Source organism: Streptomyces sp. NBC_01351 (assembly GCF_036237315.1).
GTDB lineage: Bacteria > Actinomycetota > Actinomycetes > Streptomycetales > Streptomycetaceae > Streptomyces.
This window is the reverse complement of the sequence record NZ_CP108356.1, coordinates 5,663,982-5,678,821: the sequence shown is the minus strand read 5'-3', so window position 1 is coordinate 5,678,821 and position 14,840 is coordinate 5,663,982. Positions and strand designations below refer to the sequence as shown.

At 71.4% G+C, this 14,840-nt stretch carries 13 protein-coding genes and 1 pseudogene; 3 read left to right on the top strand and 11 right to left on the bottom strand.

Annotation, left to right across the window (positions count from 1 at the left end):
• Window positions 1-155: 155 nt before the first annotated feature.
• The 6 genes from OG625_RS26095 to hrcA form a co-directional block, all read right to left on the bottom strand.
• On the bottom strand, window positions 156-1,061 hold the full coding sequence (locus OG625_RS26095) for a ribonuclease Z (RefSeq protein ID WP_329385756.1): 906 nt from the start codon (window positions 1,059-1,061) through the stop codon (window positions 156-158).
• A 17-nt stretch (window positions 1,062-1,078) separates the two neighbouring features.
• Window positions 1,079-1,438 (bottom strand): histidine triad nucleotide-binding protein, encoded by a 360-nt coding sequence (locus OG625_RS26090; protein WP_329385753.1) that lies wholly within the window; start codon window positions 1,436-1,438, stop codon window positions 1,079-1,081.
• Between the two features lie 150 nt (window positions 1,439-1,588).
• Window positions 1,589-2,332, bottom strand: coding sequence for a 16S rRNA (uracil(1498)-N(3))-methyltransferase (locus OG625_RS26085; protein WP_329385749.1), 744 nt, complete (start codon window positions 2,330-2,332; stop codon window positions 1,589-1,591).
• Complete coding sequence (locus OG625_RS26080) at window positions 2,329-3,420, bottom strand: nitronate monooxygenase (protein WP_329385746.1); 1,092 nt, start codon at window positions 3,418-3,420, stop codon at window positions 2,329-2,331. The genes OG625_RS26085 and OG625_RS26080 overlap by 4 nt, the downstream gene beginning before the upstream one ends.
• Before the next feature lie 179 nt (window positions 3,421-3,599).
• Window positions 3,600-4,736: a molecular chaperone DnaJ gene (dnaJ, locus tag OG625_RS26075; protein ID WP_329385743.1), complete on the bottom strand. Its 1,137-nt coding sequence runs from the start codon at window positions 4,734-4,736 to the stop codon at window positions 3,600-3,602.
• Window positions 4,737-5,753 (bottom strand): heat-inducible transcriptional repressor HrcA, encoded by a 1,017-nt coding sequence (gene hrcA / locus OG625_RS26070; RefSeq protein ID WP_329385740.1) that lies wholly within the window; start codon window positions 5,751-5,753, stop codon window positions 4,737-4,739. It abuts the gene before it with no gap.
• Between the two features lie 136 nt (window positions 5,754-5,889).
• Here hrcA and OG625_RS26065 point away from each other — a divergent pair, with 136 nt between their 5' ends.
• Window positions 5,890-6,609, top strand: a complete 720-nt coding sequence (locus OG625_RS26065) for an MBL fold metallo-hydrolase (RefSeq protein ID WP_329385737.1) — start codon at window positions 5,890-5,892, stop codon at window positions 6,607-6,609.
• Between the two features lie 34 nt (window positions 6,610-6,643).
• Window positions 6,644-7,447, top strand: coding sequence for a DUF3097 domain-containing protein (locus OG625_RS26060; protein ID WP_329385734.1), 804 nt, complete (start codon window positions 6,644-6,646; stop codon window positions 7,445-7,447).
• A gap of 1 nt (window position 7,448) precedes the next feature.
• Here OG625_RS26060 and OG625_RS26055 read toward each other — a convergent pair.
• The 4 genes and pseudogenes from OG625_RS26055 to lepA all read right to left on the bottom strand — a co-directional run bounded on the left by OG625_RS26055 (window position 7,449) and on the right by lepA (window position 13,557).
• Window positions 7,449-8,005 (bottom strand): annotated as a pseudogene (locus tag OG625_RS26055) (Uma2 family endonuclease).
• A 100-nt stretch (window positions 8,006-8,105) separates the two neighbouring features.
• Window positions 8,106-9,338 (bottom strand): radical SAM family heme chaperone HemW, encoded by a 1,233-nt coding sequence (gene hemW, locus OG625_RS26050; protein ID WP_329385731.1) that lies wholly within the window; start codon window positions 9,336-9,338, stop codon window positions 8,106-8,108.
• Between the two features lie 260 nt (window positions 9,339-9,598).
• Complete coding sequence (locus tag OG625_RS26045) at window positions 9,599-11,488, bottom strand: AMP-dependent synthetase/ligase (RefSeq protein WP_329385728.1); 1,890 nt, start codon at window positions 11,486-11,488, stop codon at window positions 9,599-9,601.
• 203 nt (window positions 11,489-11,691) lie between these two features.
• Window positions 11,692-13,557 (bottom strand): translation elongation factor 4, encoded by a 1,866-nt coding sequence (gene lepA / locus OG625_RS26040; protein WP_329385725.1) that lies wholly within the window; start codon window positions 13,555-13,557, stop codon window positions 11,692-11,694.
• 198 nt (window positions 13,558-13,755) lie between these two features.
• Between lepA and rpsT the strand changes: the two genes are divergently transcribed.
• Window positions 13,756-14,022, top strand: coding sequence for a 30S ribosomal protein S20 (gene rpsT, locus OG625_RS26035; RefSeq protein ID WP_319720709.1), 267 nt, complete (start codon window positions 13,756-13,758; stop codon window positions 14,020-14,022).
• A gap of 177 nt (window positions 14,023-14,199) precedes the next feature.
• Here rpsT and OG625_RS26030 read toward each other — a convergent pair whose 3' ends face one another.
• A complete protein-coding gene (locus tag OG625_RS26030) occupies window positions 14,200-14,763 on the bottom strand; it encodes a TetR/AcrR family transcriptional regulator (RefSeq protein WP_329385715.1) in 564 nt (187 codons plus the stop codon).
• Between the last annotated feature and the right edge of the window lie 77 nt (window positions 14,764-14,840).

The window sequence follows — 14,840 nt, the reverse complement described above, 5'->3', positions numbered from 1 at the left end:
AAACCAAGTGTGGCGCAGATCACCACCGGAACGTCCTCTTCCGCAACACGGGCCCCACCCGCCTCAAACGCCGGAGGGGCTGGATTTGCGCACCGGCCCCCACCCGCAGCCCCCGCCAGGGCCGGGGACAGCCGAGCCCCCCGCAGGGGACCCGCCTAGCCCCGCTTGGGGAGCGGCACCCGCACCAGGTCCGCCGCCACCGTCAGCTCGCCCTCGAAACCCGCCTCCCGGGCCTCCTGCTCGAACGCCGACGCGTCCGTGTACCGCTGCGAGAAGTGCGTCAGCACCAGGTGCCGGACGCCCGCCGCCATGGCGACCCGCGCCGCCTGACCGGCCGTGAGGTGCCCGTGCTCGGCGGCCAGCGCAGCCTCCGCTTCGAGGAAGGTCGACTCGATCACCAGCATGTCGCAGCCCTCCGCGAGCGCCTCCACCCCCTCGCACAGCCGGGTGTCCATCACGAAGGCGAACCGCTGCCCCGCCCGGGGCTCGCTGACCTCGTCCAGCGACACCTCCCCGAGCCGCCCCTCGCGCTGGATCAGGCCCACGTCCGGACCCTTGATCCCGTGCCGCGCGAGCAGCTCCGGGACCATACGCCGCCCGTCCGGTTCGGTGAGCCGGTAGCCGAAGGACTCCACGGGGTGCGAGAGCTTCCGCGCCTCCAGGACGTACGAGGCCCCCCGCGCCACCGGCCCGTCCTCGGCCACCGGTTCCTCCCGGAGCGCCACGGTCTCCCGGTAGGCCGTCGCGTACCGCAGCCGGTCGAAGAACTTCTGCCCGGACGCCGGGTAGTGCGCCGAGACCGGGTGCGGCACCCGGTCGAGGTTGATCCGCTGGATCACCCCGGCGAGCCCGAGGCTGTGGTCACCGTGGAAGTGGGTGACGCAGATCCGGTTGATGTCGTGCGCGGCGACCCCGGCGCGCAGCATCTGCCGCTGGGTGCCCTCGCCCGGGTCGAAGAGGATGCCCTCGCCGTCCCAGCGCAGGAGGTAGCCGTTGTGGTTGCGGTGCCGGGTGGGCACCTGGCTGGCGGTGCCCAGCACCACGAACTCTCGTACGGACATGTCTGTTCCGGACCGGGCTATCCGGGCGGCCACTGGAGGCCGCGGCCCCCGAGGACGTGCGCGTGGGCGTGGAAGACGGTCTGGCCCGCGCCCGCGCCGGTGTTGAAGACGATCCGGTAGCCGTGACCGTCGACCTTCTCGTCTGCGGCGATCTGCCCCGCCTCGCGCAGCAGGTCGGCGGCGATGGCCGGCTCGGCCGCCGCGAGGGCGGCCGCGTCGGGGTAGTGCACCTTCGGGATGACGAGCACGTGCGTGGGCGCCTGCGGGTTGATGTCCCGGAAGGCGACGGTCGTCTCGGTCTCCCGGACCACCGTCGCCGGGATGGCCCCCGTGACGATCTTGCAGAACAGGCAGTCGGCCTGCGGTTCCCCGGCCATTGCTGAGCCTCCCGTGACGTTGATCAGTCCGGGCATCGTATCGGCCGCCACCCGCACCCCGTCAGAACCGGCGGCCCGCCAGAACCCGGGGCCCCGCGAGAACCAGGGGCCCCGCCAGAGCCTGCGGCCCCGCCAGAACCGGCACCCCCCTCAGGACCACCGCCCCGTACGCGCCAACAGCACCGCCGTCGCCGCCGTGCCCGCCGTGGAGGTCCGCAGGACCGAGCGGCCCAGCCGGTACGGGTGCGCCCCCGCCTCGGCGAAGGCGGCCAGCTCCTCCGGAGAGACCCCGCCCTCCGGGCCGACCACCAGCACGACGGAGCCGGCCGCCGGGAGCTCCGCCGCGGCCAGCGCCCCGGAGGGGGTGTCCCGGTCCTCGTGCAGGACCATCGCCAGGTCGGCGCCGGCCAGCAGCGCCGCCACCTGCTTGGTCGACATGGCCTCGGCCACCTCCGGGAAGCGGACGCGGCGGGACTGCTTGCCCGCCTCCCGCGCCGTGGCCCGCCACTTGGCCAGGGACTTGGCACCCCGGTCGCCGCGCCACTGGGTGATGCACCGCGAGGCCTGCCACGGCACGATCGCGTCCACGCCGGTCTCGGTCATGGTCTCCACCGCCACCTCGCCCCGGTCGCCCTTGGGCAGGGCCTGGACGACGGTGATCCGGACGGCCGGTTCGGCCTCCTCGAAGACCCCGGACACCGAGACGACGAGCCGGTCCTTGCCCTCCGCCGCCTTCACCACGGCTTCGGCCCAGCGCCCGCGGCCGTCCGCGAGGACCACCGCCTCGCCCGGGTTCAGCCGCTTCACGGAGACCGCGTGCCGGCCCTCCGGGCCGTCCAGGACGAACTCCGGCCCCGCGGGGACCTCTTCGACCACGAACACGGGGGCGGTCATGACGCACTCCTCATCTGCATGTCCTTCAACGCTCTCTGTGCCTCGGCCAGTTCGGCCGCCAGCACCTCCACCAGCTGTCCCGCCGGCAGCGCCCGCGCCAGCCGGTGCCCCTGGCCCGCCCACAGCGCCATGCCCTGCGGGTCCCCCGCCGCGGCGGCCGCCTTGCGCAGCCCCGAGGTCAGGTGGTGGACCTGCGGGTACGCGGCGGGCGCGTAGGGCCCGTGCTCGCGCATGAAGCGGTTGACCAGGCCCCGCGCCGGCCGCCCGGAGAAGGCCCGGGTGAGCTCCGTCCGTACGAAGAGCGGGTCGGTCAGCGCCTTCTTGTGCACCGGGTCCGCTCCCGATTCCGGGCAGACCAGGAAGGCCGTGCCGAGCTGGGCCGCCGCCGCGCCCGCCGCCAGCAGGGCCGCGATCTGCGAGCCCCTCATCAGACCGCCCGCCGCGATGATGGGGAGCGCGACCGCCTCCCGTACCTGGGCCACCAGCGCGAGCAGCCCCACGGCCGCCGTGCCGTCCGCCTGGGGGTCGTCGCGGTGCGTGCCCTGGTGGCCGCCGGCCTCGACGCCCTGGACGCAGACGGAGTCGGCTCCGGCGTCCTGCGCGGCGCGGGCCTCCTCGACGGAGGTCACCGTGACGACGGTGTACGTACCCGCCTTGCGCAGGGCGGCGAGGGCCTCGGGCGCGGGGCAGCCGAAGGTGAAGGAGACGACCGGGACCGGGTCTTCGAGGAGGATGGCGAGTTTGGCGTCGTAACCGTCGTCGCTGGTGCCGATGATCTGGTCCTCGGCCAGGGAGATCGAGTACCAGCTGGCCTCCCCGGCGAGCTGCCCCCGGTACGCCTCGACGGCGGCCGGGTCCACGTAACCGGTCTGCGGCATGAAGAGGTTGACGCCGAAGGGGCGCCTGGTGAGCGCGCGCACCTGCTTGATCTCGTGGTACATGCCGTCGGCGGTCTTGTAGCCGCCGGCCAGGAACCCCAGTCCGCCCGCTTCGCACACGGCCCCGACGAGCGCGGGGCAGGAGGCGCCGCCCGCCATGGGCGCCTGCACGATCGGATACGGCGAGAGACCGTTCGGTGCCGAGGACATGGACTGCATCGTGCCATGTCCCGCTCAGCGGGCCGAATCACGGCATTCGCCTGGCATAGTCCGCTTCCCGGCCTGGCCGAAAGCCGCGCGCGCCCCCGCCGCCCACCACACGCCGGGCATGCGCGAAGCCCGGCGGGGAATGATCCCCCGCCGGGCTCCTGCGCGTACGTACGGGCCGGTCAGCGGCCGTTGAAGGCGTCCTTCAGCCGGCTGAACAGACCCTGCTGCCCCGGTGCGAACTGGCCCGTGGGCCGCTCCTCGCCGCGCAGCTTCGCGAGCTGGCGCAGCAGGTCCTCCTGCTGCGCGTCCAGCTTGTTCGGAGTGGTGACCTCGACGTGGACGATCAGGTCGCCGCGCCCGCCACCGCGCAGGTGGGTGACACCGCGCCCGTGCAGCGGGATCGCCTGGCCGGACTGGGTGCCGGGCCGGATGTCGATCTCCTCCATGCCGTCGAGGGTCTCCAGCGGGCACTTGGTGCCCAGGGCCGCCGCCGTCATCGGGATGGTCACCGTGCAGTGCAGGTCGTCGCCGCGCCGCTGGAACGTCGCGTGCGGCAGCTCGTGGATCTCCACGTACAGGTCGCCGGCGGGGCCGCCGCCGGGGCCGACCTCGCCCTCGCCCGCGAGCTGGATCCGGGTGCCGTTCTCGACGCCGGCCGGGATCTTGACCGTGAGGCTGCGGCGGGAGCGGACCCGGCCGTCGCCCGCGCACTCGGGGCACGGGGTCGGGACGACGGTGCCGAAGCCCTGGCACTGCGGGCAGGGGCGCGAGGTCATGACCTGACCCAGGAAGGACCTCGTGACCTGCGAGACCTCACCGCGGCCGCGGCACATGTCACACGTCTGCGCCGAGGTGCCGGGGGCGGCGCCCTCGCCGGAGCAGGTGGTGCAGACGACGGCCGTGTCGACCTGGATGTCCTTGGTCGTCCCGAAGGCCGCCTCGTCCAGCTCCAGGTCCAGGCGGATCATGGCGTCCTGGCCGCGGCGGGTCCGCGAGCGCGGGCCGCGCTGCGAGGACTGGCCGAAGAAGGCGTCCATGATGTCGGAGAAGTTGCCGAAGCCACCCGCTCCGAAGCCGCCCGCGCCGCCGCCGCCCGAGGAGGACAGCGGGTCGCCGCCGAGGTCGTAGACCTGCTTCTTCTGCGGGTCCGACAGCACCTCGTAGGCTGCGTTGATCTCCTTGAAACGCTCTTGCGTCTTGGGATCGGGGTTCACATCCGGGTGCAGCTCGCGCGCGAGCCGCCGGAATGCCTTCTTGATCTCGTCCTGCGATGCGTCGCGGCGCACGCCGAGAACGGCGTAGTAGTCCGTGGCCACTTACGACTCCGCCAGGATCTGTCCGACGTAACGTGCCACTGCGCGTACCGCTCCCATCGTTCCGGGGTAATCCATGCGGGTCGGTCCGACCACGCCGAGTTTGGCGACGGCTTCGCCGCCCGAACCGTAACCGACCGAGACGACCGACGTGGAGTTCAGCCCCTCGTAGGCGTTCTCGTGCCCGATCCGTACGGCCATGCCCGACTCACTGGCCTCGCCCAGCAGCTTGAGGAGCACGACCTGCTCCTCCAGCGCTTCGAGCACCGGCCTGATCGTCAGGGGAAAATCGTGTCCGAAGCGGGTGAGATTGGCGGTGCCGCCGATCATCAGCCGCTCTTCGGCATCCTCGACCAGGGTTTCGAGGAGCGTCGCGAGCACGGTGGACACCGTGGCGCGGTCCTCGGCCTCGAAGGATTCGGGCAGGTCCTGGACGAGCGGGGGCACGTCGGTGAAGCGACGGCCGACGACCCGGGCGTTGAGCCGGGCCCGCAGATCGGCGAGGGAGGCCTCGCCGAAGGGGGTCTGGCAGTCGATCAGCCGCTGCTCGACGCGCCCGGTGTCCGTGATCAGTACGAGCATCAGGCGCGCGGGAGCGAGCGAGAGCAGCTCCACGTGCCGGACGGTCGACCTGGTCAGGCTGGGGTACTGGACGACGGCGACCTGCCGGGTGAGCGTGGCGAGCAGCCGTACCGTGCGACCGACCACGTCGTCGAGGTCGACGGCGCCGTCGAGGAAGTTCTGGATGGCCCGCCGCTCGGGGGTGGACAGCGGTTTGACCCCCGCCAGCTTGTCCACGAAGAGACGGTAGCCCTTGTCGGTGGGGATCCGGCCGGCGCTGGTGTGGGGCTGGGCGATGTAGCCCTCGTCCTCCAGCACGGCCATGTCGTTGCGCACGGTGGCAGGCGAGACCCCGAGGCGGTGCCGCTCGGTGAGCGCCTTGGAGCCGACGGGCTCCTCCGTCCCGACGTAGTCCTGGACGATGGCGCGCAGCACTTCGAGTCTGCGTTCGCTGAGCATCGCGCACACCTCCGGCTGTGGTCCGTTGCCCTGTTCGTTGGCACTCTGGGCGTTCGAGTGCCAGAGATCCCCCGCTCAGTGTACGTGCGGGTAGTACGCCCCTAGCAAGGGAGGCCCGCCAGGGTAGCGTCGCCGCATGGACGTGCGTTGGGAAGAGGCGGGCTGGGAGCGGCTGACCGGACGGGTCGGCCGCAGACGGCTGCCGGTGTGGGACTGCACGGTGGGACTGGTGGTGGGGGACGCGTCGGTGCTCCTCGTGGACCCGGGTTCCAGCCTCCGGGAGGGGGCGGAGCTGCGGGAGCAGGCGGAGCGGCTGACGGGCCGCCGGGTGACCCATATCGCATTCACCCACGGACATTTCGACCACGTACTGGGGGCCGCCGCCTTCTCCGGGGCCGAGGTGTACGGGGCGGTGGGCCTGGCCGGCGTGCTGTCGACGGGCCGCGAGGGGCTGCGCGCGAGCGCGGTGCGGCACGGCCTGGCGGAGGCCGAGGCGACGGAGGCCGTCGAGCAGCTGGTGCTGCCGCGCCATCCCGTGTCGGGCGAGTGGACGCTGGACCTGGGCGGGCTGCAGGTGCTGCTGGCGAACGTGGGGCCGGGGCACACCGGGCACGATCTGGCGGTGTTCGTGCCGGGCGGGCGCGAGGTGGTGTTCTGCGGGGACCTGGTGGAGGAGTCGGGCGAACCCCAGGCGGGCAGCGACGCGATCGTCACCCAGTGGCCGGCCGCCCTGGACCGGCTGCTGTCGCTGGGCGGGGACGACGCGCTGTACGTGCCGGGTCACGGAGCGGTGGTCGACGCGGGCTTCGTCCGTGCGCAACGCGCCACACTGGCGGCCCTTTTCGGCGTGTCGTAGCCGTGATCGCCTCACCTCTCCTACCCTCGGCCGGATGCGCGAGTACTCCCCCGACCTGACCCCACAGTGGAAGCGCCCGAAGCCCGTACCGGAGGTGGCGGCGGAACCGGACCTGGTGGTCGAGGTGGCCGGTACGGACTTCTGCGGCGCGGTGGTGTCCTGCGAGGCGGGCACGGTGATGCTGGAGGACCGCTTCGGCAAGCGCCGGGTCTTCCCGCTGGAGCCGAGCGGCTTCCTGCTGGACGGAGCCGTGGTCACCCTCACACGCCCCTCACGCGGCCCCTCCGCCCCCCGCCTGACCGCCTCGGGCTCGATCGCCGTCCCGGGGGCGCGGGCGCGCGTGGCACGGGCCGGGCGCATCTACGTGGAGGGCCGCCACGACGCGGAGCTGGTCGAGAAGGTCTGGGGCGACGACCTGCGCATCGAGGGGGTGGTGGTGGAGTACCTGGAGGGCATCGACGACCTCCCGGCCATCGTCGCCGAGTTCGCCCCGGCCCCCGACGCCCGCCTCGGCGTCCTGGTGGACCACCTGGTCCCGGGCTCCAAGGAGTCGCGCATCGCGGCCTCGGTGAACTCCCCGGACGTCCTGATCGCAGGCCACCCGTACATCGATGTCTGGCAGGCGGTGAAACCGTCCGCCCTCGGCATCCCGGCGTGGCCGGTGGTCCCGCGCGGCCAGGACTGGAAGACGGGCATCTGCCGGGCGCTGGGCTGGCCGGAGAACACGGGCGCCGCGTGGCAGCACATCCTGTCCCGCGTGACGTCCTACAAGGACCTGGAGCCGACGCTGTTGGGCCGCGTGGAGGAGCTGATCGACTTCGTCACGGCACCGGTCTGAGCTACGGCAGGGTGCCGAACTCCGCGGTGTCGAGCGTGACACCGAGGACGTCGAGCGGGACCGGTTCACCGAACTTGCTGGTCCGCTCGGTCCGGTAGTCGGCCTCTTCTCCGGCGCCGAAGGGTTCGGTGAGCACCACGCACTTGGCCTGGAAGGGGTCGATGATCAAATAGGTGGGGATGCCGCCCGCCGCGTAGATGGACCGCTTCGTCACGTAGTCGCGGAGCTTGCTGGTCTTGGAGACGACCTCGACCACCATCGCCAGAGCCGGGGCGGGCACCAGACGGCCCGACTCGGGCGCTGCCTCGGTCGGCAGGACAACGAGGTCCGGCTGCGGCTCGGACGACTCCGCCGGAATGTCCACGTCCTGCGTCTGGAGCGGGTACCAGCGTCCCACGGGGATCTGCCGCTGGACGAACAGGACGATCAGGTTGTGTGGACCACGTCGGGCCCCGCCATGATCACGATTTCCCCCCTGAGGAGCTCAACCTTGACCCCCTCGGGAGCCTCGAAGCTCTCGAAGTACTCGGTCATCCGGCGATCATCCACAGCGGTCATCTCCGTGCCCTCCACTTCTGCCGCCGGGTATGCGACAGAAGGCTATGGACAGGCTAGGCCGCACCTGCCCTCATTCGCAGTGATTCACTCCGTGGACTGATCAGTCCACCAGGTCGCGGACCACCGCGTCGGCCAGCAGACGCCCGCGCAGGGTCAGGACCGCGTGGCCCGCCTCGTACGGGCCCGCCTCCAGCAGACCGTCGGCCAGTGCCCGCCGCGATGCGGCGAGGCCCGCTGGGGCCAGCAGGGACAGCGCGACGCCGTCCACCAGCCGCAGCTCCAGCAGGATCCGCTCCACCCGCCGGTCCTCCTCCGACAGGAGCTCCCGCCCGGCGCCCGGGGAGCGGCCCTCGGCCAGCGCCGCCGCATACGCACCCGGGTGCTTCACGTTCCACCACCGCACCCCGCCCACGTGCGAGTGCGCGCCCGGGCCCGCGCCCCACCAGTCGGCGCCGCGCCAGTACAGCTCGTTGTGCAGGCAGCGCCCGGCCTCCGAGGTGGCCCAGTTCGAGACCTCGTACCAGTCGTAGCCGGCCGCGGCCATGACCTCGTCGGCGATCAGGTACCGGTCCGCGTGCACGTCGTCGTCCGTCATCGGGACCTCGCCCCGGCGGATCCGGCGTGCCAGCTGCGTGCCCTCTTCCACGATCAGCGCGTAGGCGCTGATGTGGTCCGGCCCGGCGCCGAGCGCGGCAGCGAGGGACGCCCGCCAGTCCTCGTCCGACTCCCCCGGGGTCCCGTAGATCAGGTCGAGGTTGACGTGCTCGAAGCCGGCCGCCCGCGCCTCCGCAACGCACGCCTCGGGGCGCCCCGGGGTGTGCGTGCGGTCCAGCACCTTCAGGACGTGCTGCTTGGCGCTCTGCATGCCGAAGGAGATCCGGTTGAAGCCGCCGGCGCGCAGCTCGGCCAGGTACTCCGGGTTCACGGACTCCGGATTGGCCTCGGTGGTGATCTCGGCGTCCTCGGCCAGGCCGAACTCGTCGCGGATCGCCGCGAGCATGCGTACGAGGTCCCCGGCGGGCAGCAGCGTGGGCGTGCCGCCGCCCACGAACACCGTGCGCACGGCCCTCGGGTCGTCCCCGAGCACCTTCCGCGCGAGGCGGACCTCGTCGATCAGGGTGTCGGCGTAGTTCTCCCGCGAGGCGAGCACGCCGCCGGTGCCCCGCAGCTCGGTGGCCGTGTAGGTGTTGAAGTCGCAGTACCCGCAGCGCGTGGCGCAGTACGGGACGTGCAGGTAGAAGCCGAGCGGCCGGTCCCCCGCACCCACCAGGGCGTGCGACGGCAGCGAGCCGTCTTCGGGCATGGGTTCACCGTCGGGCAGTGCGGAAGGCATACCCCCATCATCCCGCACCCGCCGAAGATCCAGCCCCGCCGCCGACCCAGCCCGGGGCACTCCCAGCCCCGCCGGCGTTCGAGGCGCGGGGTCTGGGGCGGAGCCCCGGCACACGACCCACACCTCCCAGCCCCGCCGGCGTTTGAGGCGCGGGGTCTGGGGCGAGCCCCGGGACACGGCCCGCAGGGAACCACGGCACGGGAAGGGCGGGGTCCGCGGGGCGGTCCACCGCCCCGCCCCCACCGAGCCCGCGGCAGGCGTCACGCCTCGCGCGAGCCCTCGTACATCTCCTCGATCAGGTGCTTGAACTCACGCTCGACGACCGGCCGCTTCAGCTTCAGGCTCGGCGTGAGGTCGCCGTGTTCCACGTCCAGGTCGCGCGGGAGCAGCCGGAACTTCTTGACCGTCTGCCACCTCTGCAGGCCGTCGTTGAGGGTCTGCACGTACGTCTCGATGAGCCGTACCGTCTCGGGCGCGGCCAGCACCTCGCCGTACGTCTTGCCCGCCAGCCCGTTCTCGGCGGCCCACGTCAGGATCGACGGCTCGTCGAGCGCGATCAGCGCCGAGCAGAAGTTCCGGTCGGCGCCGTGCACGACGATGGTCGACACGTACGGGCAGATCGCCTTGAACTGGCCCTCGACCTCGGCCGGGGCGACGTACTTGCCGCCCGAGGTCTTGATCAGGTCCTTCTTGCGGTCGGTGATGCGCAGGTAGCCGTCGGCCGACAGCTCGCCGATGTCGCCCGTGTGCAGCCAGCCGTCGGACTCCAGGACCTCGGCGGTCTTCTCCGGCTGCTGGTGGTAGCCCTGCATGATGCCGGGGCCGCGCAGCAGGACCTCGCCGTCGTCGGCGATGCGGACCTCGGTGCCGGGGAGCGGCTTGCCGACGGTGCCGGTGCGGTAGGCCTCGCCCGGGTTGACGAAGGAGGCGGCGCTGGACTCGGTGAGGCCGTAGCCCTCCAGGATGTGGATGCCCGCGCCCGAGAAGAAGTAGCCGATCTCGGGCGCCAGGGCGGACGCGCCGGAGACGGCGGCGCGCAGGTTGCCGCCGAAGGCCTCGCGGAGCTTCGAGTAGACCAGCGCGTCGGCGATCTTGTGCTTGGTGGTGAGGCCGAAGGGGGCGGTCTTGCGGCCGGTGCGCCGGAAGTTGTCCTGGGTGACCTTGGCGTACTCGCGGGCCACGCCGACCGACCACTGGAAGATCTTGTACTTGGCGCCGCCGCCGGCCCGGGCCTTGGCGGCCACGCCGTTGTAGACCTTCTCGAAGATGCGCGGAACGGCCGCCATGTACGTCGGCTGCACGATCGGCAGGTTTTCGATGATCTTGTCGATACGGCCGTCGACGGCGGTGACGTGCCCGACCTCGATCTGGCCGGAGGTCAGCACCTTGCCGAAGACGTGGGCCAGCGGCAGCCACAGGTACTGGATGTCGTCCGCGGTGATCAGGCCGGTGGCGACGGTGGCCTTGGCCATGTACGACCAGTTGTCGTGCGGCAGCCGTACGCCCTTGGGGCGGCCGGTGGTGCCGGAGGTGTAGATGAGGGTGGCGAGCTGGTCGGCGGTGATGGCGCCGATCCGCTCCTTGACGGCCTCGGGGTGCTTGGCGAGGTAGTCGGCGCCGCGCTTCTCCAGGTCGGCGAGGGAGAGCACCCAGCCCTCGGGGTCGCCGTCCTCGGCGATCGCGTCGGCGGCCTCGATGACCACCACGTGGGCGAGGTGCGGCAGGTCGGCGCGGCGCTCGCGGGCCTTCGCCAGCTGCTTGCCGTCCTCGGCGATGAGGATCCGGCTCTCGGAGTCCGAGAGGATGAACGCCGATTCGTCCGCGTTGGTGCTGGGGTAGATGGTGGTGACCGCTCCGCCCGCGCACATCACGCCGAGGTCGGACAGGATCCAGTCGACCCGGGTGTTGGAGGCGAGCGCGACGCGCTGCTCCGGCTGGATGCCGAGGTCGATCAGGCCCGCGGCGATGCCGAAGACCCGCTCTGCGGCCTGGCCCCAGCTGAGCGACTTCCAGTCGTCGGGGCCCTGGCCGTCGGCCGCGGGCACCGGGAACCGGTACGCCTCCTTGTCGGGCGTCGCGGCGACGCGCTCCAGGAAGAGTGCCGCCACAGTGGGCGGGCGGTTCTCGATCAAGGTCTGTGTGTCGCTCACGGACGTCCTCCGGACCACGCGGCAGGGCCTGTCATTCAGGGCGGTGACTCAGGGCTTGTAACTGGCGAGTAACCATCGAGCAGTGATCAGAGTAGGGGCCCTCCGCCCGGCGCGTAAGAGCTGCCGAGCGGCCGATTCATAACGAAACAGGCCCCCGGGCATCTCCTCGGGGGCCTGTCTCGTACACAACGGTTACCGCGGGGCTACTTCTTCTTGCCGCCGGACTCGTCGCTGGACAGCACGGCGATGAAGGCCTCCTGGGGGACCTCCACTGAGCCGACCATCTTCATGCGCTTCTTGCCTTCCTTCTGCTTCTCCAGCAGCTTCCGCTTACGGGAGATGTCACCGCCGTAGCACTTGGCGAGGACGTCCTTGCGGATGGCGCGGATGGTCTCGCGGGCGATGACGCGGGAGCCGACGGCCGCCTGGATCGGAATCTCGAAGGCCTGCCGCGGGATGAGCTCGCGCAGCTTGGCGACCAGGCGCACGCCGTAGGCGTAGGCGGCGTCCTTGTGGCAGACGGCGGAGAAGGCGTCGACCTTGTCGCCGTGCAGCAGGATGTCGACCTTGACCAGGCTGCCGGACTGCTCGCCGGTGGGCTCGTAGTCGAGGGAGGCGTAGCCGCGCGTCTTGGACTTCAGCTGGTCGAAGAAGTCGAAGACGATCTCCGCGAGCGGCAGCGTGTAGCGGATCTCGACCCGGTCCTCGGAGAGGTAGTCCATCCCGAGGAGGGTGCCGCGGCGCTGCTGGCAGAGCTCCATGATCGCGCCGATGAACTCGGAGGGCGCGAGCAGGGTGGCCCGGACGACCGGCTCGAACACGTCCGAGATCTTGCCCTCGGGGAACTCGCTCGGGTTGGTGACGGAGACTTCCTTGCCGTCTTCCATGACGACCCGGTAGACCACGTTCGGCGCGGTGGCGATCAGGTCGAGACCGAACTCGCGCTCCAGGCGCTCGCGCACCACGTCCAGGTGGAGCAGGCCCAGGAAGCCGACGCGGAAGCCGAAGCCGAGGGCCGCCGAGGTCTCCGGCTCGTAGACGAGCGCGGCGTCGTTGAGCTGAAGCTTGTCCAGGGCCTCGCGCAGGTCCGGGTAGTCCGAGCCGTCGAGCGGGTAGAGGCCCGAGAAGACCATCGGGCGCGGGTCCTTGTAGCCGCCGAGGGCCTCGGTCGCGCCGTTGTGCAGGCTGGTGATGGTGTCACCGACCTTGGACTGACGGACGTCCTTCACGCCGGTGATGATGTAGCCCACCTCGCCGACGCCGATGCCGTCGGCCGGGGTCATCTCGGGCGAGGAGACGCCGATCTCCAGCAGCTCGTGCGTGGCGCCGGTGGACATCATCCGGATGCGCTCGCGCTTGTTGAGCTGGCCGTCGACCACACGCACGTACGTCACGACACCGCGGTACGAGTCGTAGACCGAGTCGAAGATCATGGCGCGGGCCGGGGCGTCCTTGGGGCCGACCGGGGCCGGGACCGTGGCGACGATCTTGTCGAGCAGCACGTCCACGCCGAGACCGGTCTTCGCCGAGACGCGCAGGACGTCCTCCGGCTGACAGCCGACCAGGTTCGCGAGCTCCTCGGCGAACTTCTCCGGCTGGGCGGCCGGCAGGTCGATCTTGTTCAGGACCGGGACGATCGCGAGGTCCTTCTCCATCGCCAGGTACAGGTTGGCGAGGGTCTGGGCCTCGATGCCCTGGGCCGCGTCCACCAGGAGGACCGTGCCCTCGCACGCGGCGAGGGAGCGCGAGACCTCGTAGGTGAAGTCGACGTGCCCGGGGGTGTCGATCATGTTGAGGACGTGGGTCTTGCCCTGGTCCTCGCCCGTGGTGGGTGCCCAGGGCAGTCGGACCGCCTGGGACTTGATCGTGATGCCGCGCTCACGCTCGATGTCCATGCGGTCGAGGTACTGGGCGCGCATCTGCCGCTGGTCGACCACACCGGTGAGCTGGAGCATCCGGTCGGCAAGGGTCGACTTGCCGTGGTCGATGTGCGCGATGATGCAGAAGTTGCGGATCAGCGCCGGGTCGGTACGGCTCGGCTCGGGCACGTGGCTGGGGATCGCGGGCACGCAGTGTCCTGATTCTCGGTCGCAGTCGGAACGCGGAACGAAGTCTGAAGTCCTCCCATGGTCCCATGGACGGGGCAGTGCGCTCGGTTTGGGCCGCCAGGAGCGTGCCTGGTAGCCTGGGCAGCTGTGTCTCGTATGCCCTCTCAGCTGTCGGGACACAATCCGAAGATCAAACTCTGAACCTGAAAAGGCTCTTTCGTGGCGAACATCAAGTCCCAGATCAAGCGGAACAAGACGAACGAGAAGGCGCGCCTGCGCAACAAGGCCGTCAAGTCTTCGCTCAAGACCGCGATCCGCAAGGCCCGCGAGGCCGTCGTCGCCGGTGACGTCGAGAAGGCCACCGTGGCTTCTCGCGCCGCCGCGCGTGCGCTCGACAAGGCTGTCTCGAAGGGTGTCATCCACAAGAACGCCGCCGCCAACAAGAAGTCGGCGCTGGCCATCAAGGTTGCCTCCCTCCAGGGCTGAGCTCTCGATGTGATCGCCGGGTAGGGACCCAGCGGGCCCTCTCTCCCGCTCCCGACCGGCACCCCGCGCCGCACACGAAGCGTTCGCCACGCGGGTGCGGCGCAACAAAGGCAGTGACCGAAGGCCCCGGCCTCCACCCTTCCCCAGGGTGGTGGCCGGGGCCTTCGCGTTGTCCGCTCATCCGCGGACGGCGGCGAGCACGGTCGAGGTCAGGACGTCCGGGGCGTCCGACGGGTCCAGCCGGCCGGCCTGCACCTCGGCCGCGGCGGCGTGGACGAGGCTGTAGACGACGGTGACCAACCAGTCCGCGGAGAGGTCGGAGCGCAGCTCGCCGGCCTCCTGGCCGCGGACGATCAGCCGGCGGACCGGGGCCAGGATCCGGTCGTGGCGCTCGCGGAGCCGCTCGGGCGGGAACGCGGTGGAGACGGCGGCGAAGACGGCGGAGTGCCGGTCGAGGAGCCGCCAGGAGGTGCGGACGAGCCAGGCGAGGTCGCCGCCGTCGGCGAGGGCCGCGGCGGCTTCGGCCTCGGCCCGGTCGAAGGCGGCGTCGAGGAGCGCTTCGCGGGTGGCGAAGTGGGAGTAGAGCGTGACCCGGCTGACTCCGGCGGCGCGGGCGATGGCGGCCATGCTCGCCTGCGGGTCGGCGAGGAAGCAGTCCAGGCCGGCGTCGACGATCGCGGCGGCGTTGCGCTCGGCGTCGGCGCGGCGGGGCCGGGGGGTGGGGGCGTCGTCGATGACCATGGAACCAAACTTAACACCACTGTTCACATTCCACAGGCGGAGCTGCATACTCAATCCTTAACACCTCTGTTAACTTT

Coding starts and splice junctions, on each gene's coding strand:
- OG625_RS26095 (WP_329385756.1), bottom strand. CDS start 1,061: ATGTCCGTACGAGAGTTCGTGGTGCTGGGCACCGCCAGCCAGGTGCCC.
- OG625_RS26090 (WP_329385753.1), bottom strand. CDS start 1,438: ATGGCCGGGGAACCGCAGGCCGACTGCCTGTTCTGCAAGATCGTCACG.
- OG625_RS26085 (WP_329385749.1), bottom strand. CDS start 2,332: ATGACCGCCCCCGTGTTCGTGGTCGAAGAGGTCCCCGCGGGGCCGGAG.
- OG625_RS26080 (WP_329385746.1), bottom strand. CDS start 3,420: ATGTCCTCGGCACCGAACGGTCTCTCGCCGTATCCGATCGTGCAGGCG.
- hrcA (WP_329385740.1), bottom strand. CDS start 5,753: ATGCTCAGCGAACGCAGACTCGAAGTGCTGCGCGCCATCGTCCAGGAC.
- OG625_RS26065 (WP_329385737.1), top strand. CDS start 5,890: ATGGACGTGCGTTGGGAAGAGGCGGGCTGGGAGCGGCTGACCGGACGG.
- OG625_RS26060 (WP_329385734.1), top strand. CDS start 6,644: ATGCGCGAGTACTCCCCCGACCTGACCCCACAGTGGAAGCGCCCGAAG.
- hemW (WP_329385731.1), bottom strand. CDS start 9,338: ATGCCTTCCGCACTGCCCGACGGTGAACCCATGCCCGAAGACGGCTCG.
- OG625_RS26030 (WP_329385715.1), bottom strand. CDS start 14,763: ATGGTCATCGACGACGCCCCCACCCCCCGGCCCCGCCGCGCCGACGCC.